General features: G+C 68.4%; 1 protein-coding gene (only partly in view). It reads left to right on the forward strand.

The genetic code is table 11. The features are described from left to right. Nucleotides 1–25,579, forward strand: the 5' portion of a protein-coding gene (locus ACIQF0_RS01810; protein WP_401027649.1) for a UvrD-helicase domain-containing protein. It continues 1,682 nt past the right edge of the window; 25,579 of the gene's 27,261 nt are visible here — the first part of the coding sequence; it begins with the start codon at nucleotides 1–3; the stop codon falls past the right edge of the window.

Here is a 25,579-nt window from a genome sequence, read left to right on the forward strand (position 1 = left end):
ATGCTCAAGGGCGCCCGCGTCAACCTCGGCGAGCACGCCGACATCCCCGATCGCCTGAGGGACTACGCGAAAGGACTTGCTCACCGTCCCGGCGAGCCCACTGACACGTCCGAAGAGGACATAGATCCCACCCTCGACCACGACGCCGCGGCGCACGAGCCCGCGGACCATGTCTCCGCAGGCCAAGCGAACGACGAGTACAAGTTCGAGGACCTCAAGGGCAAACAGCTCGCCGAACTGACCGCGTTGGTGGCGCTGCGCGATGCGACGCTGGCCGTCCAGGAGCGTGAGCAGGAGGCACTCAACCAGGAGCGCGCGGCGCAGCGCGCCGAGCAACGCGCCGACGCCGCCGCACGTCGCCAGCGCGGCTTCGCGGCCGCGAAGGTCGTACTGCTCACAGCCCTCACCGACCCACCAGCACGGAACAACAGCCCCCTTCCTGGTGCGACGACCCGCGCCTTGGCCCTCGACGCGATTCGTCAGGCGGACATCGCACTCGAGACGGCCCGCGATGACGAGCAGCGAGCGCGTGCCGAGCACGAGACCGCGACACGGGCAGTGGGCGAGATAGACGCCGAGCTCACGGAGCTGAGGCAGCACCTCAACAATTGCTACGACGACTACGTCGCGCGGTTCGGCTTCGTCAACCGGGTCACGATCAGTACCGGAAAGCCGGATGAAGAGACCGGGCTGCCCACCGTCACCAAGCGGCTCCCGCAGATCATGTACCGGTTCCGCACCGACCCGGACTACACGACGGTGCTGGCGCTGGAGGATTGGGACCGCGACAACCAGACCGCCACCAAGTACGCGATCTTCACCACCAGGGTCAACAAGGCCCCGGTCCGCCTCACACAGGTCAACTCCGCGGCCGACGCGGTCGCGTTGAGCCTGGACGAGCACAACCGGCTCGATCTGCCCATGATCGCGGATCTGCTCGATCTCACCGTCGAGCAGGTACCACCAGTTCTCGGCGATCTGGCGTACCTGGATCCGATCACACGCGAGTGGACCGAGGCCGGCGAGTACCTGTCCGGGGACGTGCGGGTCAAACTCGACCACGCGGTCGCCGCAGCGGAGCGCGAGCCGCACGTCTACTCCCGCAACGTCGTCTCCCTGCAGGAGCGGCAGCCGCGCGATCTCGTGCCGGGTGAGATCTACGGCCAGCTCGGAGCCTCCTGGATCCCGGAGAGCGACGTCGAGGCGTTCATCCGGGAACTGCTCAAGCCCAAGGGCAAGCTCGCGGTGCGCCGGGAGCCACTGACCTCGACCTGGTCGCTGTTGGTAGGACGCAAATACGATCGGTCGCGGCCAGAGGCCTCCGCCGAGTGGGGCACCGACAAGCGCGACGCCTACTCCTTGATCGAGACCGAGCTCAACGGTGGCGTCGCCGAAGTCACGACGACCATCGAGGAGAACGGCAAGAAGGTCCCGGTCGTCGACCGCGCCGCGACCCTGCAGGCCAAAGCCAAGCAGCAACTGATCGCGGCCCGGTTCAGCGAGTGGCTGTGGGAGGACCCCGACCGCGCGGACCGGCTGTGCGACAAGTACAACCGCACCTTCAACGCGACCGTGCTGCGCAACTACGACGGTTCCCACCTGACCGTCCCCGGCATGGCCGCCGATTTCGTGCCCTACCAGTCGCAGCGCGACATGGTCTATCGGGCCATCTCCAACAAGGCGGCCCTGTGCGGGCACGACGTGGGCGGCGGCAAGACCACGATCATGGCGATGACCGCGGTGAAGCTGCGGCAGCTCGGGCTCGCGAACAAGCCGATGATCGTTGTGTTGAAGGCGACGCTGGAGGACATCGCCCGCGAGATCAAGCAACGCGTTCCCGGGATCAAGCTGCTCGTGGCCGACGAGTACAGCATGTCGGACTGGCGCAGCCGCCAGCTGTGGGCTCGCCGCTGTGTGAGCGAGGACTGGGACGCGGTCATCATCACCCACCCGGCGTTCACCAGAATCTCTATGCACGAGCAGTTCCAGTCCCAGTATCTGGCGGACCTCGCCGCGCACTACCGGGCGTCACTGACCGCTGCGATGGGCTCCGTCGACGCCGAGGACAATGAGACAGGCGCGTCCGACCGGCGCGTCAAGCAAGTCGAAAAGCTCATCGCCAGCCTGGAGGAACGTTCCCGGGCGTTGCTGGACTACGCCGGCTCGGACAAGTCCATCTACTTCGAACAGCTCGGCGTCGATTACCTGCTAGTCGACGAGTTCCACTACTTCAAGAACCTTCAGGTGCCGTGCCACACCGAGGGCTTCTCGATGTCGGCGTCCAAGCGTGCGTCCGATTTGGACATGAAGCTGAACTGGTTGCGCAACCAGCGTGACCGGGTCGCGACGTTCTTCTCTGGTACCCCGGTGTCGAACACGATGCTGGAGCTCTACGTCGTCCAGCACTACCTCATGCCGGAGCGGCTTGAGCAGCTGTCCATGCACAGCCCCGACGCGTGGGCCCGCTGGTGCGTGTTGTTCGAGGACGTCCAGGAAATCTCACCGGACGGGCAGACACCGCGCATGAAGCGCCGACCCACCCGGTTCAAGAACGTCTACGAGCTGCTGATGCTGCTCGGGGAGCGCTCGGACATCAAGTCGCAGGAACAGCTCGGCCTGGTGCTGCCACCCGTCGACCGCGTCAACGAGGTGGTTCCGCGCACGCGTGTCCAGGAAGCCGCGATGGGCTGGATCGCCCGGCGCGCCGAGCAGGTGAAGGGACAGCGCCCCGAACCGGGCGCGGACAACATCCTCTGGATCGCCACCGACGCCCGCAAGCTCGCCAGCGACCCAGAGATGGTCAAGGTCTACGACCCGCTTCCGGGTAAGTACGACAAGGCGATCGACAACATCGTCGCCACCTACCGACGCACGCAGCACCTACAGTTCCCCGCGGACTCCAAACACGAGGCCGATGCGGTCACTGGTCAGCGTGGCGGCTTCCAGTTGGTGTTCTGCGACCTCGGCACGCCTGGGGGCAAAGACAAACGCGATGCCAACAGCACACCGGGCCAGATCTACTCGAAGATTCGCGAGGGTCTGGTCGCTGAAGGCGTTCCTCGCGACAGGGTGCGTTTCATCCATGAGGCGCGCAACGACCAGCAGCGCGCGCAGTTGTTCTCGGACTGCCGCAACGGCAAGGTCTCCGTGCTGCTTGCCTCAACGGAAAAGGGCGGCGTCGGCGTCAACGTCCAGGACCGGCTGGTGCGCATCCACCACATCGACGCGCCGTGGCGGCCTTCGGACATGAAACAGCGCGAAGGCCGCGGCGTTCGGCCTGGCTCGCGCATGGTCGCCCTAGCGGACCTCATCGCGCAGATGCGCGAGCGCGGAGAACCGATCCCAAAGGAGTGGCCGGAGGCCATCGAGATCACCACCTACGTCGCCGAAGAGACCTTCGACGCGTTCATGTTCGGCAAGCTCGATTACAAGGCGACGTTCATCCGAGAGTTGTTCGGAAGCAAGCTGGATCCCAGCCTGCGTGAGGTCGAGGACATTGGCGACCTGTCGATGAACTACGCCGAAGTCAAGGCCTTGGCGTCCGGAAACACCATGCTGATGGAGCTGGCCACCGCCGAGCAGAACGTCAAGACCCTCAGCGACCTCGCGGCCGAGCACCACCGGGATCAACGGCGGCTGGACAACCAGATCAAGAGCAACGACCGGCTCGCCGCCGTCAACGACTCGGAGGCCAGCGCTCTGGAGGCGCTGGCCGACACCGCGTTGAATGCGCCGCAGGAACGGGGCGGGTTCTTCACCGACGACGAGCAACCCATCGCCGCTAAGCACATCGACACCGTGCTCGCCGGCCTGGCGGAGAAGGCGTTCGACGCCCGTACCGCGGCCAGAAGTAAGCGCAGCGCCGCCGAGGTTCAGCGTGGTGTCGAACCGATCGGCCAGGCTGGCATGACGTTGCGCTGGAACGACTGCGGCCTGACGTTCGAGGTGCGGTCGTTCGGGTGGCGCCACGACGCGCTGTACGCCGTAATTCGGCCTCACGGCCTGGTCTCGACGGTCGACCAGTACCGGCTTGAGCTCAATCTGCAGTATCTGAACAAGGGGCAGCACTTCCGGATCCGCCAGGCGCTGACCGACCTGCTGGCGTCGGCTCGCGACGACGCCGCCGCACGCCGCGCTGTCAGCACCGAACTGAAGGACCGTTCGCAGGCGGCCCGTCGTCAGCTCGACAAGCCCTTCCTCAAGCAGTCGGAACTGGATGACGCGCGCGCCGAGCGCGATCGGCTCACACTCGAGGTCCTGGAAGTCCGAGCGTCCGCCGACGTCGACGCCGTTGAACGGGCCAAGGAGCGTTCGAAACAGAACGAGCAGCTCTTCACACTCGCTTGCCAGGCGCACGAGGTGCACGTGCAGCGGCGGGCTCTCGTCGCCTACTTGCGCGAGATCGGCGAAACGGATGTCGACGTCTCTGACCGTCCACGGCTGCCCCCTGGCGTTCTGGCTCCGACCGCCCCTGTGATCGATGGCGACTACGTCGTCCTGCACGATGAGCTCCCGGCCACACCGGATGGCCCAGCTGTGCCAGCAGGCAGCGGCAGCGAACTCGTTGACAGTGCGGCGGCGCAGTCCGCCGGCAAGAAAACTGAACTCAGGCCTGCGGCTCCAGGACGAACGATCACTCTGTCCGACCAGACTGTTCTCTCGGAGGTACGCGGCCCAGACAGCCGCACGCGGGTCTGGTCGGGACGGCACCTGTTCGGTGTGGACATCACGGTCAGCCAGCACGTCGGCAAGGATGGCGCACCGCACCAACAGCCTTGGGACTACCAGCTCAGCCGCCGTAGTGACGACGGCGCGACCCTGCTCGGGCAGCCATGGGCCTCCGGGCGCTTCGCCGAGCTCGCCGACCTGATCAACAACGCCACAGGTCAGTTGAACGTCTACGTCCGCAGCGCCTCGGAGCACACCGAGCCACCCGCTGATCAGACCGTATCTCGCACTATTGGTGCGATCTCACCCGGCACCACGAGCGGCGAGCCGCGAACAACGCCCTCCGCGCGCACAACACGACCCGCACCACGCTCTGGTACCGCTCCTCAGTCACCGCAAACAGCCGCCGTGTCCGAACCGGACGCCCGCGTCCCGCAAACCAGCGGCACGGCCGTGGCATCAAGCGCTGCGGCAGCAAGCACCGACCAGCGGACTCGGCAGCGTTCAGACGGCGGCGACTCGGACCCGGACGGTGGGCACGGCGCGCGCAATGATGCCGAAGTTTCCGACCTCGACGCAGTTTGGGCGCGCGACGACCTGCTGCGCGAGTTGAGCGACGCCGGCTTCACGCACACACGCACCAGTGAGGCTGGCCCGGTGGTGCTCGATGTCCAGCAGCGGCACGTGGTGACCAGCCATGCGGAGTCACCCGCCAACGAGGCACGCGTGCTCGACGAGCGCGTTCGCGAACTACGCCAGCAGATCAACGCGGACGCCGCCGACCGCGCCATCGGGGACATTCTCACCGAGTTCAGCGGCATCGACGACCGCCTTGCGCTCGCCCGCAGGATCAGGGGCATCGGCCTCGCCGGCGGGGCGGCGAGGTTCGGCACCGACCGGCTCCTGGAGGCCGCCGCCTGGCTCGGTGTCGCGGAAGCTGCGGCGCTCGCGCCCACGGCGACGTTGTCGTCTCCGGGCAAGGGCGAGCTGCAGACCGACGCCGACCTCAGCGTCTGGGTCAACTCCGTGCGCGGGACGCTAGTGAAGTTCGGCGCGTTGACCGTCGCCGTTCACGGCGACACGGCGGGTCGGCAGGCTCAGATCACGCCAGCCACCGGGCAAGCGGCCTCGGTGTGGATTCGATTGCCCAGCTCGGCTGACAGCACCGGCACGAGCATGCTCGACGCGATCACCACCGCGGTCAGGACCGCTCAACAGTCCTCGGATCGGTTGCGAGCACAGGTCGTCGGCGAACTGGCACGCAGCATGCGACTGCCACCGCTCCCAGTCGGAGCCACGGCGCTGCCCGGTTCACGCGTCCAGACCGACGAGGTCTCCTCCCGCGACGTCGCGGCTACGACGACCGAGCCCTCTCCGCGGGCGGCGGCGGTCACACCCAACTCCGACAGCAGCGGCGCGGCACACGAGGCTTCCGCGATCGACGTGGCGGAGTCCGAGGTCGCACGGCGCGGGCAGGACGTTCTCGACACCCTCGACATCGACGAGGGCAGTGATCCGTCCTTGGCCAGGGTGTCGGTGTTGCTCGCGGAACTCGGGGCGAGCGGCTATGAGCACACCTCCGGCACCGGGGCAGGAGGTAGCCGAGTCGACCACCGCAACCGGACCGTGGCCACCGCGCGTCGTTCGCGACTCGAGGACGAGGTCCTCGAACTCGCCTCACAGGTGGGTGAGGTACGCGAGCACCGCAACTACCTGTCCGCCGCCCAGTTGGTCGACTCGCTTTTCGGCGAGGTTGACTTCGCCGATCCACAGGCTCGGCCGGGGCAGATCGCCGCGTTGGCTGCGACCGGTCTGCGCGGGCGCACCCTGTCGTGGACCCGGGATCGCTTGGCCGAGGTCGCCGCGTTGACACGACTCTCGGTACACGCGGCCTCCATCGACGCCACGCCCTGGTACACGCCGGGCGGCGGCATGGAGATCACTCACGATGAGGCGGTGTTCCGCTGGCTGGGAGTTACCAGCGATCCGTGGAAGTGGGCGGGCCTCAATATCACGATGGTCCAGCACAAAGATGGGCTTCGGGCGCGGATCGCGACTGCGGAGGAACCGCGCTTGAACTACGAGGTGCGGTTGCCGGACTCGCGTAGTAGCGAAAGCGACTCGATTCGCGCCACGGTGGTGGACACCGTGGAGAGCGCGGCCGGCGCCGCACAGCGGTGGCGTCACGCTGTCATCGCGCAGATCGCCCGAGCGGGCAGCGCCCTGCCCGGCGCCGCCGCGCCCAATGCGGCCACGGGTACCCGGCTGTGGGAAGGAATCCTCACCGCGCACGCGTGGGTTCGTGACGATCGGCCTGAGACGTCGGCTGGGTCGCGGTCGTCGCAGTGGTACCGCGGCGAACAGCGGCTCACGCTCGTCGCGGCCGACCACGGCATGATCGACCTCCTGGTGGTCGACAGTGAGGAGCGGCCGCCGACGCCGCAAGCGCTGGTGACCGCCGCGCGCGGTCAGTGGCCCGACGAGCGGGAACTACCCGAGCGGCTGGTCATCCCACGGCACGACACGGATGGCGTCGCGCCCCTGGAGAACGACGATCAGGCCTACCGCGCGCGGTGGACGCGAGCACAAGCGCGCCGCACGCGCGCGAACCACGTCCGTGCCGAACGACGCGAGTTCGAGCGCAGCCAGCAGCAGATCATCGACAGTGAGGAGATCGCCGAGGCCGCGCCGCTCACGTTCGAGCAACCACCGAAGTCGTACCGCGCCGCCGAGGGCTGCCTGTACATCACGTCCCCGGACACCTCGAAATGGAGTCTGCTCGCCAACGGCTGGACTGTGCTGGAGGGCAAGGACTTCCACCGCGCCGACCGCCGACAGCCGCCGAAGGTCAGTCGCGAGGCGGTGGCCGAGCTCGCGCAGGAGCTTGCCGACCTGCGGGGCCGCAGCGGCACCCTGATTCCCTTCACCGCCAAGGGCAACGCGTGGGTGGCGGGCTGGCGTGACAGCACCGGTCGCCGCTTCGACGAAGTGCGCGCCGAGATCGCCAGCGCATGGGGTGAGCGACGCGGAGTCGTTCATCTGCCCCGGCGCGGTCTGGTCGCAGTGCCGGGCCCGGTGGGAGGCGCGGTCGACGTCGAGGGCTTCCGTCTTCGCCGCGACATCACCGAAGTCGCGCCTGGCGACGAGGTCCGCATCGACAACCACGTCGCCGTCGTGGCCAGCGTGGGCAAAGCGTGGCTGCAGGGCAAGAGACGGCGTGCACAGGGCATGAACCGCGGGCACACGCCGATGACCGAGGCCTACCGCATCGAGTTCGCCGACGGCGGGTTCCACCAGTTCGACACCGCCGGAAGTCCCAAGGTGGACGTCCGTTTCCTCGGCGGGCCTGATCACGAGCGTGCCGGGCTCGATCCGGGCATGGGGCGGAGACTGTCCGCTCCGACCTCGCACGGAACGTGGGGAGCGGACAGGGAACTCGTGCAGCCTGCTGACGACGAGCGGCACTTCCCGGCGGGCACGGTGGTGCTGTTCGCCGGGCCCGTCACTGACGGCTTCGATGGTCGCCCTCGCGTGGGTCGCGTCACCGGTGACGCGGTGGTGCGGCCGAACGACCCCAGGCATCGGGCCCCGGCGCAGGTCGTGCGATTCGACGACGGCACGTTCGACGTGTTCTTCCTGGACCGCAACGACCCGAACCTCATTCTCGACCCCGGCGAGGAGCCTGTCCGAGCAGCCCGCGCGGTGTGGGGCCTGCCCGCGCCCTCAGCGGCGGAGCCGCCCCCCTCGCCGCGAGATGAGCCGGTCGTGGACGCTGCGGCAACACATGGCGCGCAAAACGAGGCCGCTCCCGCTGCCCGTGCGGAGGCGTCTGCCACGGCAAGGGACGCCCTGGCACGGCCGGACGATGCGACGCCCCTGACTGCTGCCCCAGCCCCGGCACGAGCCTTGCAGACCGGGCACGGCGGGCGGCTGCGTCAAATCGTGTCCCGTCCGGCAAACCCCGGCCCGGTCACGATGTCGCCCTTCTCCACAAAGGACGCCGCTGTCTCGCACGTAAAGACCCTGGGCATCGGGCAGCCGACGGTCAGCTCGTTCTCCAAGTCCCGCGCGGTCCCGTCACCGTCCGGGGCCTTGTGGGCCTGGCGGGCGAAGCTCCACGGCGGACCCACACGGTGGTTCGTGGTGCACGTGGCCTCCGGCATGCAGGTCGGCACCCTGGTGCGCGGCGTCCACCACGCTCCGCACCAGATCGACGAGGTCAGCGCCCGAGAGACCGACCACGACCGCACCCAAGCGAGCTTCACCCTGCCGGACGAGGCCATTCCCGGCTACCTCGAGGCGCTGGAGTGCCTGACCGACATCACCGGCCGCCAGATCGACTGGACACAGAGCGCCGGCGACGTGCGGCGCGCGCTGCGCCAGTGGACCGACCTCAACGACGACGGATCGACGCCTGCCGCTGGAGCGGGCCGCAACAGCGGCGCCGCCGCGCTGCACTCGGCCGCGATCATGCACCTCGCGGCAACCTTGCCCTCGGTCACCGGCACCGACGAGTTCGCGCACGCGGCGGATCGCTTGGCACAACGCACACCCGACACGATCGGCGGCCGATTGTCGGAGCCCTCATGGCGTGAACTGCAGACGCTGGCCCGCCTCGTGCGGGTGGTCCGCCCGCACGACGTGCCGTTCGAGCGTGCCAGCGCCTTGCAGGCGGCCGATGAGGAGTCGATGCGGCTCCTGCGCGTCGCCACGGTGCTGGGGTTCGGCGGGGATCCCCAAGAGGCGGTCGGCCTCCTGCGTGAGCGCGCGGACGCGGTCGCGGACGATGATCGGTTCCATCCGAAGGAGCCAAGGGCGGCGGTGCTGCGCCGCGCCGCGAACGTGATCGCGGAGCTGCACTCACCGGAACCGACCGAGATCGAACGGCTCTCGCGTGCGCAGGCCGATGACCACGTCGCCTGGACGAGTTGGTCCGGTGGCAAGCAACAGCCTGTGGCGTGGCGGGTCTCTGCCATCGCGCCGAGTCGCAAGTGGATCGACATTTCCGCCGATCGAGTCGAGGACACCGGCCAGGCTGATGATCCTGGCCGAGCCGTACTGCGCGTGCCGACCAGCTGGCACGACGACCGGATGAGCCGTTTCGTGGAAGTGTCCTATCCAGACGCCGAGCCCGGCCCACTGGTCCGGACACGCCTGGACTGGATCGCAGCAGGGGGCGGGTGGGCGATGTTCGAGAACGCCGCCGACCTTCCGAACACGGCGGAAGACCTCCGCCAGCACTCGATGCGAGCGGCACACGCCTTCGCCCCCGCCACCGAACCGCGGCACGAGACCGCGGCACAGGGCGACGGCGTCTTGGGCGAACCACGCAGCGCTGAGGCGGGCGGCAGCCAGCCCGAGGTCGGGTTCTCTCCGCAGACAGGGCCCGAGGTCGGCCCGGTCGAGGCTCAACCGGCCCTGGTTGCTACGTCGGTTGAGCGTGCCGAGGCGTTGGAAGAACTCGTGGCGACAAGTGAGCGCGCGCTGGCTGGTGACTCGCACGCGGATCGCTTCGTGGTCGACGGTCTGATGCCGCACATCCTGCATGTGCAGGAAGCAGATCGGGCACTTGTCGGATACGCGCGGGCAGCACGTGACGGTACGGCGCCCCCGAACCTCGCTATCGGGCAAGACACGGATGTCGTTCGGTGGCGAGGTCTGCGGTTGCGGTTCAGCGACACCGCGGTCGAGCTGTGTTCACCCACCGGCAGTGTGCTCGACACCCTCATCATCGACCCAGCGTGGATCTCCCAGACGGCGTCTCCCACGTTGCGGGAGAAGCTGACAGAACTGGCGGACTCAGCCGGCGTCCGAGCCCGACAAGCCCGATCGGAGCACGCCGGGACCGGGGCCGGTGGTCACGCCAAGAGCGGTGACCAGACCGCAGCGGAGAATCCGGCGCCATCGGTGACCGTGGAGACCACCCGCAGCGCCTTGCCCAATCTGCTTCATGCCTGGGGCCGGGACAACGGGCACAACGTCGAGGTGAGCACCGAGTCCGTAGGGCGGCGCGATGCGCGCCTAGTCTACAAGGTCGACGGTGTCACGCTGACGAGCGCGCAGCTGATGGAATTTATGAACTCCGGGGAGCTGATCTGGCCGCCCCCGGCCAGCACCTCGACGGCCGGCGCCGCGAGGACCGACTTCGTGAATGCGGGGGATGGGCCCGCGGTGACCGTCCACTACTCCCGCGAGTTCGGCGCGTTGGTGTACGGCGGTGGAGGTAGCGAGGCAGCCGAGGCGATCCGCGGGGAGCGCGCTGGCTGGCAGCCACGCACCGTCGACACTCCGGTCGGCAGGACGCTGGCGTGGACGCTGCCGCGCTCCACGGGGACCGCGCCTGTCCAGTCGGTCCACGACGATCCCGAGGACCGGATCGTCTACCGCGTCCAGGGCGTCGTGGCGGCACTGCGGCTCGCGGGTATCGCGGTCGACCTCGATCTGCACGACCTGTCCGCCACCGACAACAGCGATGTGGATCTGACGCGTCGCCTGGCCGCGGCGCCTGGTTCCGTGACTGAGCAGGACGAGGTCGTGCAAGAAGTGCTGGCGCGGCGAGAGCAACGCGAACACGGCCTGCAGGAGCTGCACCGGGCGCTGCTCATCGAACTCGAACAGGCCAGCTACGCGTGGATGCGCGCGACGCAATCCGAGGACGTGGTGCGCCAAGACAGTAGGCGCGTCATCTACACCAACAGGGACCTGCCGTTCTTCGAGGTGAAGGGCGTGCTGCTGGACCAGGTGCGCGAGGTTCGCGCGCTGCGTGACCGGCTCGCCGAGCAGGAACAGGCACTGCTCGGTGCCGTGGCGGGCGATGCTCCACAGGCCACGCAGGTCCGAGCGATGTCCGCCCAGGCCGCGACACTGGACCTAATTGCCGCTGCGGCCGCACCACACAGCGTCAGTGAGGACGCACGGTTTGGCCTCGCACCAGAGCCTGATCCGCGGTGGGCTGACCCGGACACGCTCGGGGAGTTGCTCGCCTACCTTGCGCGTTGCGCCCGTGATGGCATCCAGCCAGAACTCGGCGGCGACGTGGACTTGACTTGGGGATCGGTCGGGATCAATTTCGTTGGTCGCCGCGGGCACGTCCTCGCGGAGCTGGCGGTCGCTGGGCATCCCGGGGTCGAACGCATCGTCCTGGACGAGACCTGGCTAGCTACCGCGGAGGGCGGCAACCAGATCCGCACGACGCTGGTGCACGCCTGCGCGGATGCAGGCCGCAGAGCGGACGTGTTGCGGCACAGGGTGATTGCTCTGCTCGACGAGCAGCAGGCCGGGTCCAGCGATCAGATCGAGCCTGTCCAGGTGGGCAATGAGCAGTTGTTCGCGGTGTCGGATCTCGACCGCGAGCCGCTGAAACTGCTCGCTGACGCTCCCTTGGGTGAGCGGGTGCTGCGCGGGCATCGGGCCGACTTGATGGTGATGACCGGCCCCGAGCTTGAGCAGCGTTGGAGGTTGCTGCTGGCAGAGGCGCACGCGCTGAACACCCAGGTGGTTCGCACCAGCGCTTACGGCGGCTCGCACTTCGATGAGAACGGTGCGATCGACGTCAAGCACGGGCACGGCGCGTTGTACTCGGTGTCGATGCTGGAAGAAGCGCTGGCTCAGGTGATCGCCGGCGCGACAGGCAGCGCGTCTGGCGACGACGCGAACCTGCTCAGGTTGATGGCAGAGGGAAAGCTGCCCACCGTCGAGGAGTGCATCACCGCCACACCACTGGACCCGCCGCCCGCGTCCGACCCCGACGCGTTGGTCGCCTGGGCTCTCCGTGCGGGTGAGCCACGTGAGCCTGTGTTCGAGATGGCCGGTCAGATCGCACACGTCCTGGAGACGCGTCTGTTCCAGGCCGGATTCACCGTGGTGGAGTCGACGACGGGCACGGTTGAGGTTGACCACGCCCGCGCACTCGTCTCGGTTCCTCACGCTCGGGTGCGCGGCTCACAGCCTCGCGAACAGCTCGCCCTCAACATCGTCGCGATGGCGGAAGCGATCGCTGAGTCCCTGCGGGCCCGCCGCGACGCGCTCATCAGCGGTGGCACCCATGACCCGCAGCGGCTGGAGAACCGGTGGCGGCACCTGGTCGAGGTGGCTGCCAAGCGCGACCTGGTTGCACTCTCCGACGGCGACGGGGTACTGCTCGACAACACCGGTCCCGACGCCATCGTGGTGCAGGGCCAGCAGTGGAGGCTCGCCGCGACGCTGCCGGTGCGCGACCGGGTCCTGTGGCTGTCACGGCGGATCGCCGCGGAACCCGCCGACGTCGCCCTGCTCACCGGCGCTCAGGCGCAACCGCAGGTGCGGCCGGCACGGGCCGCACTGCCGTTTGTCCTCGATCTGCCTGCGCATCTGCAGACCACGGGCGTTCCCGGCACGCTCGACCCCGGCAACACCGGGCGCGAGCCCGCGCCCGGTCCAGGGCAGCACGACTCCGCCCCACGGCTGCCGGAGACCTTGCGCGCCTGGCGCGCCCTGGCAGCCGAGTACGGGCTGCACGCGACCGTCGTGCGCGTCGGCGACGCGGCGTTCGTCACCGTCCACGAACCCTCGGCCCCGAACCCTCCGGTGCTTTCATACAAAGCCGGTACCGACGAGATTTTCGACGGTGCCGGACGGCAACTTCAGAGTTCCGCCGCCGAGCATCTCGCCGCTCACCGGTTGGTTCTCAACGCGGCCCATTTCACCGCGGACACCATGGTGCGGGACTGGCCGCGCAGGCTGGCACAACTCGCCCCGCACATGCTGGCTGGATCACCGCACGAGTTCGAGATCGCGACTCTGGTCCACGAGGCCCTGGAGGCGATCCACGACGCCCAGTCGGCCGAAAACGCTGTGCGAGGAGCCGAGAACCTCGCCGGGCCGCTGACGCTCACGCCGGAACGGGAAGCCCTGGTCCTGCGAGAGATCCGAGAGCACGCCTCCGGCTATCACAAGCTCGATGCCGATGTCGGCCGCTACCTGACCGCCGAGGGCCACCTCAACGGCAGCTGGCAGGAATGGGAGTGGATCACCGAGTGGGTCCGTCAGCACCCCGAGGTGGTACGAGGACTGCCCAACCACGCCGCGATCGCGCAGCGACGCGACACCGAGAAGGCCGAAGCAGAACGCACAGCGAACAGCCACTACAGCAAGGCCTCGGTCGCGAACCGCAACCGTGACTTCGACATGGCGCTGGACCTGCTCGATCTGGCCGAGCTCGCCGACCCCGACCGCCACGACCTCTGGCAGCGTGCGCGGCACGCAGTCGCACAGGCACAGGCCAGTCACATGACGTCCGAGGCCACCGCCGCTCCCACCGTCGAGAACGCCGGTGACGAGCAGGGCCTGACGACCACGGCACGGCCTGAGGCCGAGCCCGCACTGATCGGCCCGACGTACCAGGTCGACACCTACGCCAGGATCAACGAGGAAACGGCTCGCTGGTTCGATGAGCAACTGCGTAACTCCTTGCCGGCAAACGAATACCTGGCCCGACCGACCCGGCTCGGATCGTCCGCGGCCCTGGAGCGAGCTCGCGACGCTGGCCTGCTGATCGGCTACGCACCGGCCGGGTGGCGCGGCCTCGTCACGCACCTGCGATCCAAGGGATTTGAGGATCAGGACCTGGTCGACGCCGGCGTCGCCTGGGTCAAAAATGGTGCTCTGCTCGACTTCTTCTACGACCGGATCATGTTCGGCATCCGGGACCTGCAAGGCCGCGTCGCGGGATTCATCGGCCGTGCCATGCCCGGAAACGAAGGGGCGAAATACCTCAACACCCCCGAGACTCCGCTGTTCTCCAAGCGCACCCTGTTGTTCGGGCTCTACGAGCAACGCGACCGGGCGCGCACGGCGGTTCCAGTCCCCGTCGAGGGTCCCTTCGACACCGCGGCGATCCTCGTGCGAACCGGCGACGACCGGCAACTGATGCCCGTGGGTACCTGCGGAACCGCGCTGACGACCGAGCACCTTGCCGCGCTGGACGCGGTCGTTCCTCTCGCCCGGCTCCGCGTGCTCGCCTTCGACCCGGACAACGCCGGACACAAGGCCGCACTCGCGATCGCGAGGAACGCCGTGCGCGTCTATCCGGAGTTGGCCATCGCGACCCTGCCGGACGGGATGGACCCTGCCGAGTTCGCGGGTAGCGCCACACCTGAGGACCATGTCGCGGCCTACCTGCAACCACCGCACAGCCGGCCCGCGCAAGACGTGCTCGTCGACGAGATCGCCGCACGGTGGGCCGACAAGCTGACCGAGGTGGAAGGCCACCTCAGCGCGGTCCGCGAAGCCGCCGCCCTGATCGCCACGCTGCCCCTGCGCCACATCGGCGCGAGCACGCGGCGTGCGGGTGAGGCGCACCCGCTAGAGATCGGTGCGTTGAGCGACGCTGTGCTCGGCACGATGCTCGACAGCTGGCCGGACTCGGCATGGACGGGCGATCCCACCGTGGTCGACCTGGTGGTCGAACTGTTCACTCTGCTGCCAGGCAACCGCGTCAATGAGGCAGGGCCGGTAGCGGTGCACGGAGCACGCGCCGCGTCAAGGCTGGGCGTCGACCCCGTGGAACTGGCGGAGCGGATCGCGGCCGCCCGCGTCACCGACGCCGGCGACACCGGCACACCGCACGCCGGACCCAGGAACCCTGCGCTGGCCGCCGGACCGCCGATGGGCACGCTCGTTGCCGACGGCAGCCGCGACGACGCCGCCGACGCCGACACGGCGGATGTACAGCCCGATCTGGTCCCTGGGCACTCGCCGGTCGACACGCTCCCGGCCGACGACAGCGTGTCGCTGCCCAGCAACCACTGGACACGCCGAGTCCAGGTCAAGATCGTGTACGACGCCGTGATCGTGCGCGGTACGACCGGTGGCAAGCATGAGCAGCGCCTTCGCGAGGTGCTCAAGGACCCTCAGCACAAGTTCTCGTTCCGCCGGCGCGAGAACGGCAACGTGTGGCGCTACGAGGTTCCGCGCTCGGGAGGCACGAGCCTGGCCGATGCCGCCCAAGCCGTTAAGGACGTGCTGGCCCAGATCGCGGCGCTCGACGTGGCCGAGATCGTTGCGAGCCGCGAGGTGAAGGCGCGCAACCTCGAGGTGCAGGCCAAGAAGCGTGCGGAGGTGCTGGCGTTTCCGCCCACCCCCCAGCAGCAAGCGACCCGAGACGCCTTCGCCACAGGCGCGGACATCGCCGTCGAGGCACTAGCGGGCACGGGAAAAACGACGACCCTGCTGATGCTGGCTGAGATGGCCGCGGACAAGCAGATCGTGTACGTCGCGTTCAACCGGGCGATCGCAAACGAGGCCGAGGAGAAGTTCCAGAGCAACGTCACGGTCAACACGATGCACGGCTTCGCGCGGGCGGCACTGATCAACACCCCCTACGGCACCCGGCTGTCCTCGATCTCCAAGAACGACGGGTTCCCCAACAAGATCGCGGAGATCCTCAGCGTCACAGACCTGGCGGTGGGCTTTGGCCTTGACGAGGAGTGGATCGAAGCGGAGCACCTGGTGCGCCTGGCGCTGCGTGTGGTCGAACGCTACCGGCAGAGCGCGGATGTCGACCTGGGCGTGAAGCACCTGGGGCACGAGCCACCAACTGTGGCGTTGAACGTGGTCGACGAGGCGGTGCTGGCGCTCGCGCAGCGAATCTGGGCGGACAAGTCCAGTGCGGACGGCGGTCTGCTGAACCTGGTCCACGACGACTACCAAAAGGTCTGGGCGTTGAGCAATCCGCGCCTGCCCGCGGACGTGATCTTTTTCGACGAGGTCCAGGACTGCAACGAGGTCCAGGCGATGGTCGTGCAGGCGCAGACAGCGCAGGTCGTGGTCGTCGGGGACCGCTACCAATCCATCTACGGATTCCGCGGCGCCAAGGACTACCTGACCCGCTGGCCGGCGGAAGTGCGGCTCTCGCTCACACAGTCGTGGCGGTTCGGCACGGCCGTGGAGAACGTCGGAAATCGGTTCCTGCGGCTACTCAAGGCCGATCTGCAGCTGGAAGGCACACCGGCGATTCCCACCGTGCTTGGACCGGTCGAGGAGCCGGACGCGATCCTGTGCCGCACCAACGCGGGCGCCGTCGCGGCAGTGCTGGATGCGATGGACAACGGCAAACGGGTCGCGCTCGTCGGCGGCGGCAAGGCCATCGAGGACATCGCCAAGGCGGCCATCCTCCTCAAACGGGGGCAACGGACGTGGCACGAGGACCTGCGGCATTTCCCGGACTGGCAGGCAGTGCAGGACTACGCCGAGGAACACGAGGAGGCCCAGTCGCTGCTGACCCTGGTGCGCCTCATCGACAAGTACGGCCCCGACACCGTGATCGACATGGCCAAGGCCTTGGCTGACGAGGACGAGACCGCCGAGGACATCAAGCCCGACGTGATCGTGAGCACCGCGCACAAGGCCAAGGGCCGGGAGTGGGATCGGGTCCTGATCGCCGACGATTTCCGCGGTCCGGAGTGGGACGACAAGGCCGAGAAGTGGGCGATGCCGGACGCTGAGTCGCTGCGGCTCGGTTACGTGGCGGTGACCCGCGGCAAGAGGCGGCTCGATCTCGGGTCGTTGTCGTGGATCCTTGAGCACGGCGGTCGCGCGCAATCCGCGGCGGAGATCTCTCGACCGGCGCTGCAGATGATCGAGGCGGCCACGACAGCGCAGGAGGCGTCGGAGGCTGTACCGGCCTCAGCGGCGCCCAGCGCACAGGCCATTGGAGAGCAGGAAGCGGAGACTCGCGGCGACGACTCCGCCCAGGAACACGATCGTGCCGCTGACGTACCACCGGAAGACCAGCACGGCGGCCTCACCTCCACGCCCGGTTCGCCTGACGCGGTGCAGCCCCGCGATGGGGGCGCCGCTGATGAGTACGAATACGACGACGAGGTCCGCTACGTCGACGGCATCAACGACATCCGCGGCATGCTGCGCGACCAGCACTGGACGCTGATAGAGGACCAGCTGACCGAACTGGCCGGCATCACGACCGAGCACTGGCGGCGGCTCGACGCGTCGCTCGCGCTCGGCGTCACGCACGACGGCGAGGTTATGCCGCAGGTGTCGATCCGATTTGGACCATTCGACTCAGCGGGGTGGTGGGAAGTTGACTTCCCCTCCGCGGAGGAGATCCGCATGCTGGTGGAGCAGTGCGGTCTCTCGGGAGTAGCACGCCAGGCCCCTGTGCCTGGCCAGTGGCTGGTTGAACCGTCTGTCACAGCGGAAGCAGCCGTCGTCATGGCTCGCGTCGACGACACCACGCTTGTGCACCGGCACGCCGACGCTGTCGAGGACACCTGGCACTTCGCCGACACGAGCGAGCCTGTCGTGCTCGCAACGCCGATGCCGGAACTGGATCTCCGTAAACGCGAGCACGTCGTAACGCACGTCCTGGGCGAGCGCGGCACGGACGAGAAGATCAAGGCGATGGTCACGACCATCCTGTCCGGCAAGACGAGCTGGCAAGGTGTCTACCTCGACGATGTGCTGCGCACGCTTCCCCAGCTCGACGAGCAGGTGTACCGGCGGGCGGTCACGGCCGCAGTGGGCCGCGCGACATCGGGGCCGTTCGATGTAGAGCGGGCGCGGGCAGCGCTGGAGAGGCTGGCCGGCGGGGACCCGTCCTTGCCAATCAACAGCATCGGTCACTACGCGGAGCTGACTGAGCCCGACCCGGACCTCACCGAGTTCAAGCGCACCGGGGTCGAGCCCGTCCGCCCGGTGCGCGGCGTCGTGATGGACGTAACGCCGCAGCCACGCGCCCGCATGCGGGTGATCATCGAGCGCGACGTGCCCCACGAAAACGGCGCGACCCAGACGCACCGCGACCTCCCGATCGACGGCACAGTCCCACTGGCGGATCCTGCCGCCCGCCTACAGCGGCACCAGCCTGACCAGGCCAACGCCGAGACGCTGCCGCGCCCGGCCGCCGATGCCGAACCCCCGCCTGTGCCCGGCACGGCGCCGAGCACAGTGCCGTCGCAGGTTGGCACGGAAGACGCGAATGTCCTGTTCTCACGTGCCGCGATTCCTGACGCCGACCTGCTGGCGGTCCTGCCCAGCCGGGCGGCGCTAGACCGGGACGCCGATCGACACCTCGCTGGATCCCACGCCACGGCATCACCCGCGCAGCTGCAACGACTGCTCGAACTGCACGCCGACGGTGTGACGGGCCAGCCGATCACCTGGCTGCCGCTGGGCGACCACCTCAAGACAGATCCCGCCGGGGTGGTCGAGCAGGACAACACGTCGACCACGATCTACGCCAGGCCGGGTTCAGGCGAGCAACTCGCGCCTTGGTACGTCGCGCTCGCACGCGAGATCGAGTCCCGCGGGTACGCCGTCCGGCACTACACGCCAGCGCGACAAGGCGACCCCTCGTACGTGATCAGCCACGACCTCAAGACCGTTCTGGTGAACACACGCCTGCACACAACCACTCAGGCAAACAACCTCACCGACGCCTTCGTGAGCGTCCTTGCGCGCACCGTGTCAGGCGCGCTTGATCCGAGCAGCGCGCAGAAGGCCCCCGATCGCATCGACCACGATCCCGTCAACGCCGAGGCCGCGACGCCGCCCGTGGCGGACGCGCATCTCGACGTCGCTGAGGCCGCTGACGGCTTGTTTGACGTCCTCGACCCTGACGCGGATCTGCTGGCGGTCCTGCCGGCGGACACCCGGATGGATCGTCGCGCCGATGCCGCTCTGTCGGTGCGCACGTCCATCACGCCTGATCAGGTCAACGACCTCGTCCAGACGTGGAATCAGGTCGAGGCCGGGCAGACCCTATTCAGCGCGATCTACGACCTCTACCGGCGGGACCCGGCGGATCCCAGCAAGCCGCTCACGGCGTCGCGCGGCAACGAGCCGATCACGCGGGCGTGGCTGGCGGCGCTCACACGGGACATCGCGGCTCACGGGTACGCGGTGCGGCACTTCCAGCCCGCGCTGGGCGTCAGCGCACCACAGACCGACGTGCTGCACTCGAGTCGAGTGGTGCTGATCAACAGCAGACTTCCCGTCAACAGCCATTTCTGGGACCTGGTCAAGGCGCTCGCCGCCCTGCGAGCATCCGCGTCGGCAGCCACCACCGCGCCAGGCGTCCCGCTCGCCGCGCCCGGCGTGGAGCAGCCCGGCGAACTCCCACCAGGTGCGGCGGAGACAGATGACCTGGCCACATCACCACCTGACGATGTCGCCGAGCCGGACCACGAGCTTCTGTCCATGCTGCCCGCGGGGTCCCGAATGGACGCGGCGGCCGATGCCATGCTCGCAACATCGACATCGGTTACCGCCAAGCACATCGACCAGCTCGTGCAGTTGCACGACCAGGTCGAAGCGGGCTGGTCGGTAACGGCGTTGTGGGACCTCCTAGCTACTGATCCCGCTGAACCGCACCGGAAGTATCGGCCAGCAGATCCCGAGCACGAGCGGGTGACGTGGGCGTGGCGAGCGGCGCTGGCGCGCGACATCGCGGCCACCGGCTACATCGTGCGGCACTTCATCCCCGCGACGACTCCGTCGTCGCTCACGGTCCAGGTGCTCGACGAGCATCGGGTGGTACTGGTCAACAACACGTACCCGGTTATCAGCCTGACGGCAGCGCTGGTGGGTGCGCTGAAGGACCTGCGAGCCCGCTCGTCGACGTCGGAGGGCGACGCGGACACGGAATTGATCGCGCTCTTGCCGCCCGGCGCTCTGCTCGATGTGATGGCAGATGTGCGGCTTGGCGGGCCAACGTCAGTGAGCACCGGCCAACTCGATCACCTGTTGGAGCTGCATTCTCAAGGCGTCAAAGGGAAGCCCGACACCTGGATTCCGATGGACAACCTGCTGAAGTCGGATCTGGAGAATCCGGCCCACAGCTACCACGGAATGCATCCCGCTCTCACCGCGGTGCGACGCGCGTGGCATATCGCGCTGGCGCGCGAGATCGAGGCTCGCGGATACACCGTGCGGCACTACTTCGCTGCGGATACGCCACTTGCACCACCAGCAGGGCGTGGCCGGGCACGTCAGGCTGCGGAACACCCGGGAACGCCACGGGCTGACGTGTATCACGATCGGCAGCTGGTACTGGTGAACGGCAGGGCAAGGATCCTCGACACCATCCCCGTGCTGGCCGGCGCGCTCGCCCAGGTGCGGGCGCGCACGGCACCCGCAGCGCTGGCCGGCGAGAGGCCGGAACTGGCGGCACAAGCGGGAACTGCCGACTCGACCGCGGACCGACCGGCCACGCCGACACCGGTGGACGCGCGCGTCGGCTCCGCGGCCGATGCGGGGTCGCTGTTCGAGGTCGCCACGAGCCCGGGATCTGAGGCCACGGATCAGGCGGGCACCTCGGGCGCGATGTTCACCGAAGCCACCTACGACGAGATCATGCTGCGCCCTGAGGTCCTTGACGCCGTCCACAGGGGTGACCTTGGGGCCGTCGCGCGGATGGTCCGTCTTGGGCTCGGAATCGACGTCCCTGAACCTGAACCGATGCCCAGTGATGAAGCGCTCCTCGCGGTGCTGCCTGACGGGGCGTATCTCGACCCGGACGCCGAGGCGGTCCTTGGGGGCAACTCGTCGGTGCCTGCCTCCCAGGTGGATCAGTTGCTGGCGCTGCACGGGCTGGGCGTCGATCTCGATCCGCAGAGCTGGAAGCCGATGCATGACTTGCTTGCATCGGACCCCGCCGACCTCAGCCGCAGCTACGCGGGCCACGACCCGGAGCGTCAGCGGGTGGCTGCCGAGTGGGTCCGCGCACTGAGCCGCGAGATCACCGAGCACGACTACACCGTGCGGCTGTTTCGGACCGTCTCGGAGCCGCCCTACGTCCAGCGCACACTGGACGCAGACCTCCAGGTGGTGCTGGTCAACGCCAAGATCCCTCTGTCAGGCATCGCCAGCCAGCTCACTGGTGCGCTTGCAGAGCTACGCGCCCAGGTCGCTCGGGAATCGGACGCTACGCGGCAACCTGCACCGGCACGAGCAGCCGCGAACCAGTCCACTGACGAGGCTCGACACGACGAGCATGTGTCTGCACCGCAAGGGAATCCTGTCGCCGGTGCTGCTTCCGTCGTTCAGTCGTCGCCGAGGTTGGAACCGCTTGACTTGACCGGTGGTGCGGGACAGGGAGCGTTGTTCAGCGATGGTCGCCCAGACGACTCGCACCTGCTGCGCGGACTGCCCGCGGGCACCGTCATGGACCACAGTGCCGATGCCGCGCTCGCCCAGGCCGTCACCAGCGTGCCCGCCTCGAAGATCGACGAGCTGCTCAAGATGCGCGCGCGAGGTCCGCAAGGCGAGCGGGGCATCCGGAGGCTCCTGCGGCAAGAACCGGGCACCGGCCAGGTCTTCGTCGCGGGCGCCGACGGGTTCGAGCCCACGACGCGCTCGTGGTTCGTCGCCCTCGTACGCGAGGCCGAGACGCATGGCTACACGGTGCGGCACTTCCGGCCCACCACCCAGCACTCGAAGGCACCGCTGCTGCCGCTTCATGACCAGCGAATACTGCTGGTCAACAGCCGCACGTTGAGTCACATCAACGGCTTCGGCTTGACGGACGTCGTCTTCCAGTTGCGCGCCAGGGAAGCCGAAGCGCAAGCTGGGGCGCCCGAGCTGACGGGGGCCGTCTTGTCGGCCGCCGCACAGGAACTGCCTGCTGCGCTGGCCGGAACGCGGCCACAGGATCAGACAGGCGCGCAGACGCAGCCGCAGGTGCGCGGCGTATTGACCGACGAGGCCGACATCGGCGCCTACCGCCAAGCCAACGGCCTGTACCGCGTGCACCACCAGGTCCTGCGCGGGAAGGACTGGGTGACACTGCGCGTGGCCACCAGGACACACGAGGACGCGGCGTGGGACCTGGCCGAACGGTTCGTCGCTGAGGCGGATCAGGTGGAAGGACGGTTCGACGAGCTGGCCGAGCTCTACGGCTCCGTCCCCGCCGCGCAGCTTTTCGGACCTCCGCCCGAGAGCATGCCGTCGGTTGCAGAACTGCTTGGCGACTTGCCGTTCGAGGTCACCCCCGGTGACGTTGCCGACCCGGTGACGTTGCGGAACCGGCTCGCGACCTGGGAGGGAGAGCTCCCTGCCGCGCCAGAGAACGCGCCGACGCGGTTGGCTCTTCGCGTAACTGATCACCTGCTGAAGACCAAGCGCGGTTTCGACACGGCCGCGACGGTGCGCAAGGTAGCGGGCAACGACCGCGCGCCACTGCACACGGCGGGCCGTATGCGGCAGATCGCTGACGCGATCGACACAGCGGCGGCACAACGCTCCGGTGATCCCGCGCCGCTAGGCCGATACCCGCAAGGCCGTGGCTTGTCCGACCAGTTGCGGTTCGTCGCCGGCCGCCTGGAGCGGACCGTGGCGCAGCCGTGGCCGCTGGCTCACGCTCGCGCGACCGCCGTGCTGGACGCGCTGCAGTCCGCAGGTCTGCGCGAGACCCTCCAGCGCAGCGGCGGTGACGGGCTGCGCCCCGGCCAGCGTCTCGTCAGGCGACTGCCCGCCAACCTGGGGCAGGTCGTCGATCCGCGGGCTGTGGCGATCCTGCGGGACACGTTCAGCGCGGTTCATGGTCAAGGTCAGCTCGACACCGAACCCGCGAATCCGTCGACCAACGCTGGCCCGCTTGTGTTCACTCTGTTCGCACTGGGCTGGGAGATCCGCAGGCGCGGCGGCCTTGCCGACGACGCCGGGCAGGCATTGCGCGACGTGCGCCTGACCGATGTCGGCGAGCATCTTCTCCAGCTTTGCCAGGCCATGGCCCAGACCGCGGGCCTGGACCTGCCATTCCCGATCGACACGGAGGCGCTTGCGGCGGTCTTGCCCGCCGCCGATGACGAGGCCTCTCCGGCTCGCACGGTGGCCCGCGACCTGTTCGCCGGCGCCGATCCAGACCTGGTCCGTGCGGCGCTGCTGGAGCTGCCCGACTCGTCTGCGGCCCTGCGCGCGCTGTGGCGCGCGCTTGAGCCTGGGGGAGAGGATCTGCTCGGACAGGTCGTCTCTTGGACGGTCCGGGATGCGATCTACGGCGTCGCGCACGACCAGCAGATGAACCCCGATGAGCGGGCACGGGCCGAGATCTCCTACGGCCGAGGCATCTCGATGGCGACGATGCTCGCCGCGGTCGCGGACGAATTCACACATCGGTCACAGGGCGTGGACCTGCTCGGCGGCATCTTGCGCGGGGTCCCGGCCGGTGACGTCGTTGAGAGCCTGAACGCGCTGAGCGATCACATGGCCGAGCACGGCGGTTTCCTCATCCCAGGCCGGGAACAGCGGCGGATGGCCACCGCGAGTGGCGACCAGATGTCAATGTTCGGCCTGGAACCAGACGAGGCACACGACAGCGCCGCACCGACTCCCACCACTCCTGCTCTGGTAGCCGTTGACCCTGCTGGACAAGCGGCTAGGGAGGCGATCCCTGACACTGCGGCAGCCGAGACCGCACCTGCGCACCCAGTGCCCGCCGAGGCCGCCACTGTTAATGACAACAAGGAGGCCGCACCTTCGATCAGTGTCGCTCCCAGCGATGCTGCGGACGGCACTGCGGCAGTCGTGCCAGACCTCGGCGCCCCCGCCGACCAGGGCATGGTCCTCAGGCTGCACGACGGCCGCGAGCTCACACATGTCCCCGACGGGGCCGGCGAGCATCTGGGCTCTGCGGTGGAGGCCTTCGTTCGTGAGGAACGGGGCAGGTTCCGGCTCGTCATTGGCCGCGACGGCCAAGAAGCGCCGCGGCGGAAGGGCGCAGGACCGTGGTGGTGGACGCTGGATCGCATCGACGCCGAGGGCATCAAGCTCCCGGCGGTGGTCCTGACCCATGGAGTCGGTTTCGCTGCCGCGGAGCACGCATTCTCGGCGGCCTCGGTAGAGCTGTACAAGCTCGAACCCAAGCTCCGCATCATCGCCGCCGAGACCACACCAAAGCAGCGTCCGAAGGGCGATCCGCTGACCAACGGCGACGTCGCGGCCGTAGTGCTGCGGATGGCCGATTGGGAGTTCACCCGCATGGTTCGGGCCGTCGTGTCCGGGCAGGCATACCACCCGGACTGGTGGGGAGCTGGCGTGAAGAGCGTCCACGACGGCTCGGGGATGTGGTTCGAGTGGAGCCCCCGCAGCGTGACGATCCGCACGACCAGTGGCCCCCCGCATCGTGACGGGACCTTGACCAACGAGGACTTCGGCAGCTGGGTCGCGGCGGGTTTGTCCGATCCACTGCGCGAGCTGATCCTCGACACCGACAGAGCCCTGACCCTGCTGCGAGAAGCCGAGATCGGCTATCGCGCGCTCGACGAGGCCGAGCTGCGGGACCAAGTCGAGCAAGGCCTCGAGCGAATCATCCGTCTGGTGCAGCGGGCCGTGGTCGACAACGCACTGGACGTGCTCGGCTCCACACGGCCGGGCTCGGCGACCCGTGCCCTAGCGCGACGCGCAACAGCGTCGTTGTTCGACGAGGCCGGCGGCCGTGATGCTCGTACCTACGGGTCAACAATCACCGCGGTCCACGAGCTGCTCGCGCTTCTCCCCGATCCGGCGACGCACGAAGTGCCCTGGCGGGAACTCCGTGTTGGGGACCTAATCCTTGATCCGCACACCGACACGGACAACGCGGTGCGGATCACGGCGCGTGCCGACATGATCAGCCACGTCGACCTCGGTGGTGAGGTGCGGGGGACGGATCCCACCCGCGAGCTGCTCTGGAAGATCGAGCGCGATGACCAGTCGCGCGTACCCCGCGTCGTGCCACCAGGCTCGTTGCGATCGTTCAGCGGCATCACCCACGACCCCGCGTCCACCGATCGGTCGGCGGACCCGATCGAGGCCGCCGAGGCGCAGAGCGACGCGCAGCAGATCGCTACAGTCAGCAAGCAGACCGACACGGCGCAGACCGACAGGGCGGGTGCGCAGGCAGAGAGTCCAGGACCCCAGTCCGACCTCGCGTCCA

The sequence above is a fragment of the Lentzea sp. NPDC092896 genome (assembly GCF_044754905.1).
In the GTDB taxonomy this organism is placed as follows: domain Bacteria; phylum Actinomycetota; class Actinomycetes; order Mycobacteriales; family Pseudonocardiaceae; genus Lentzea.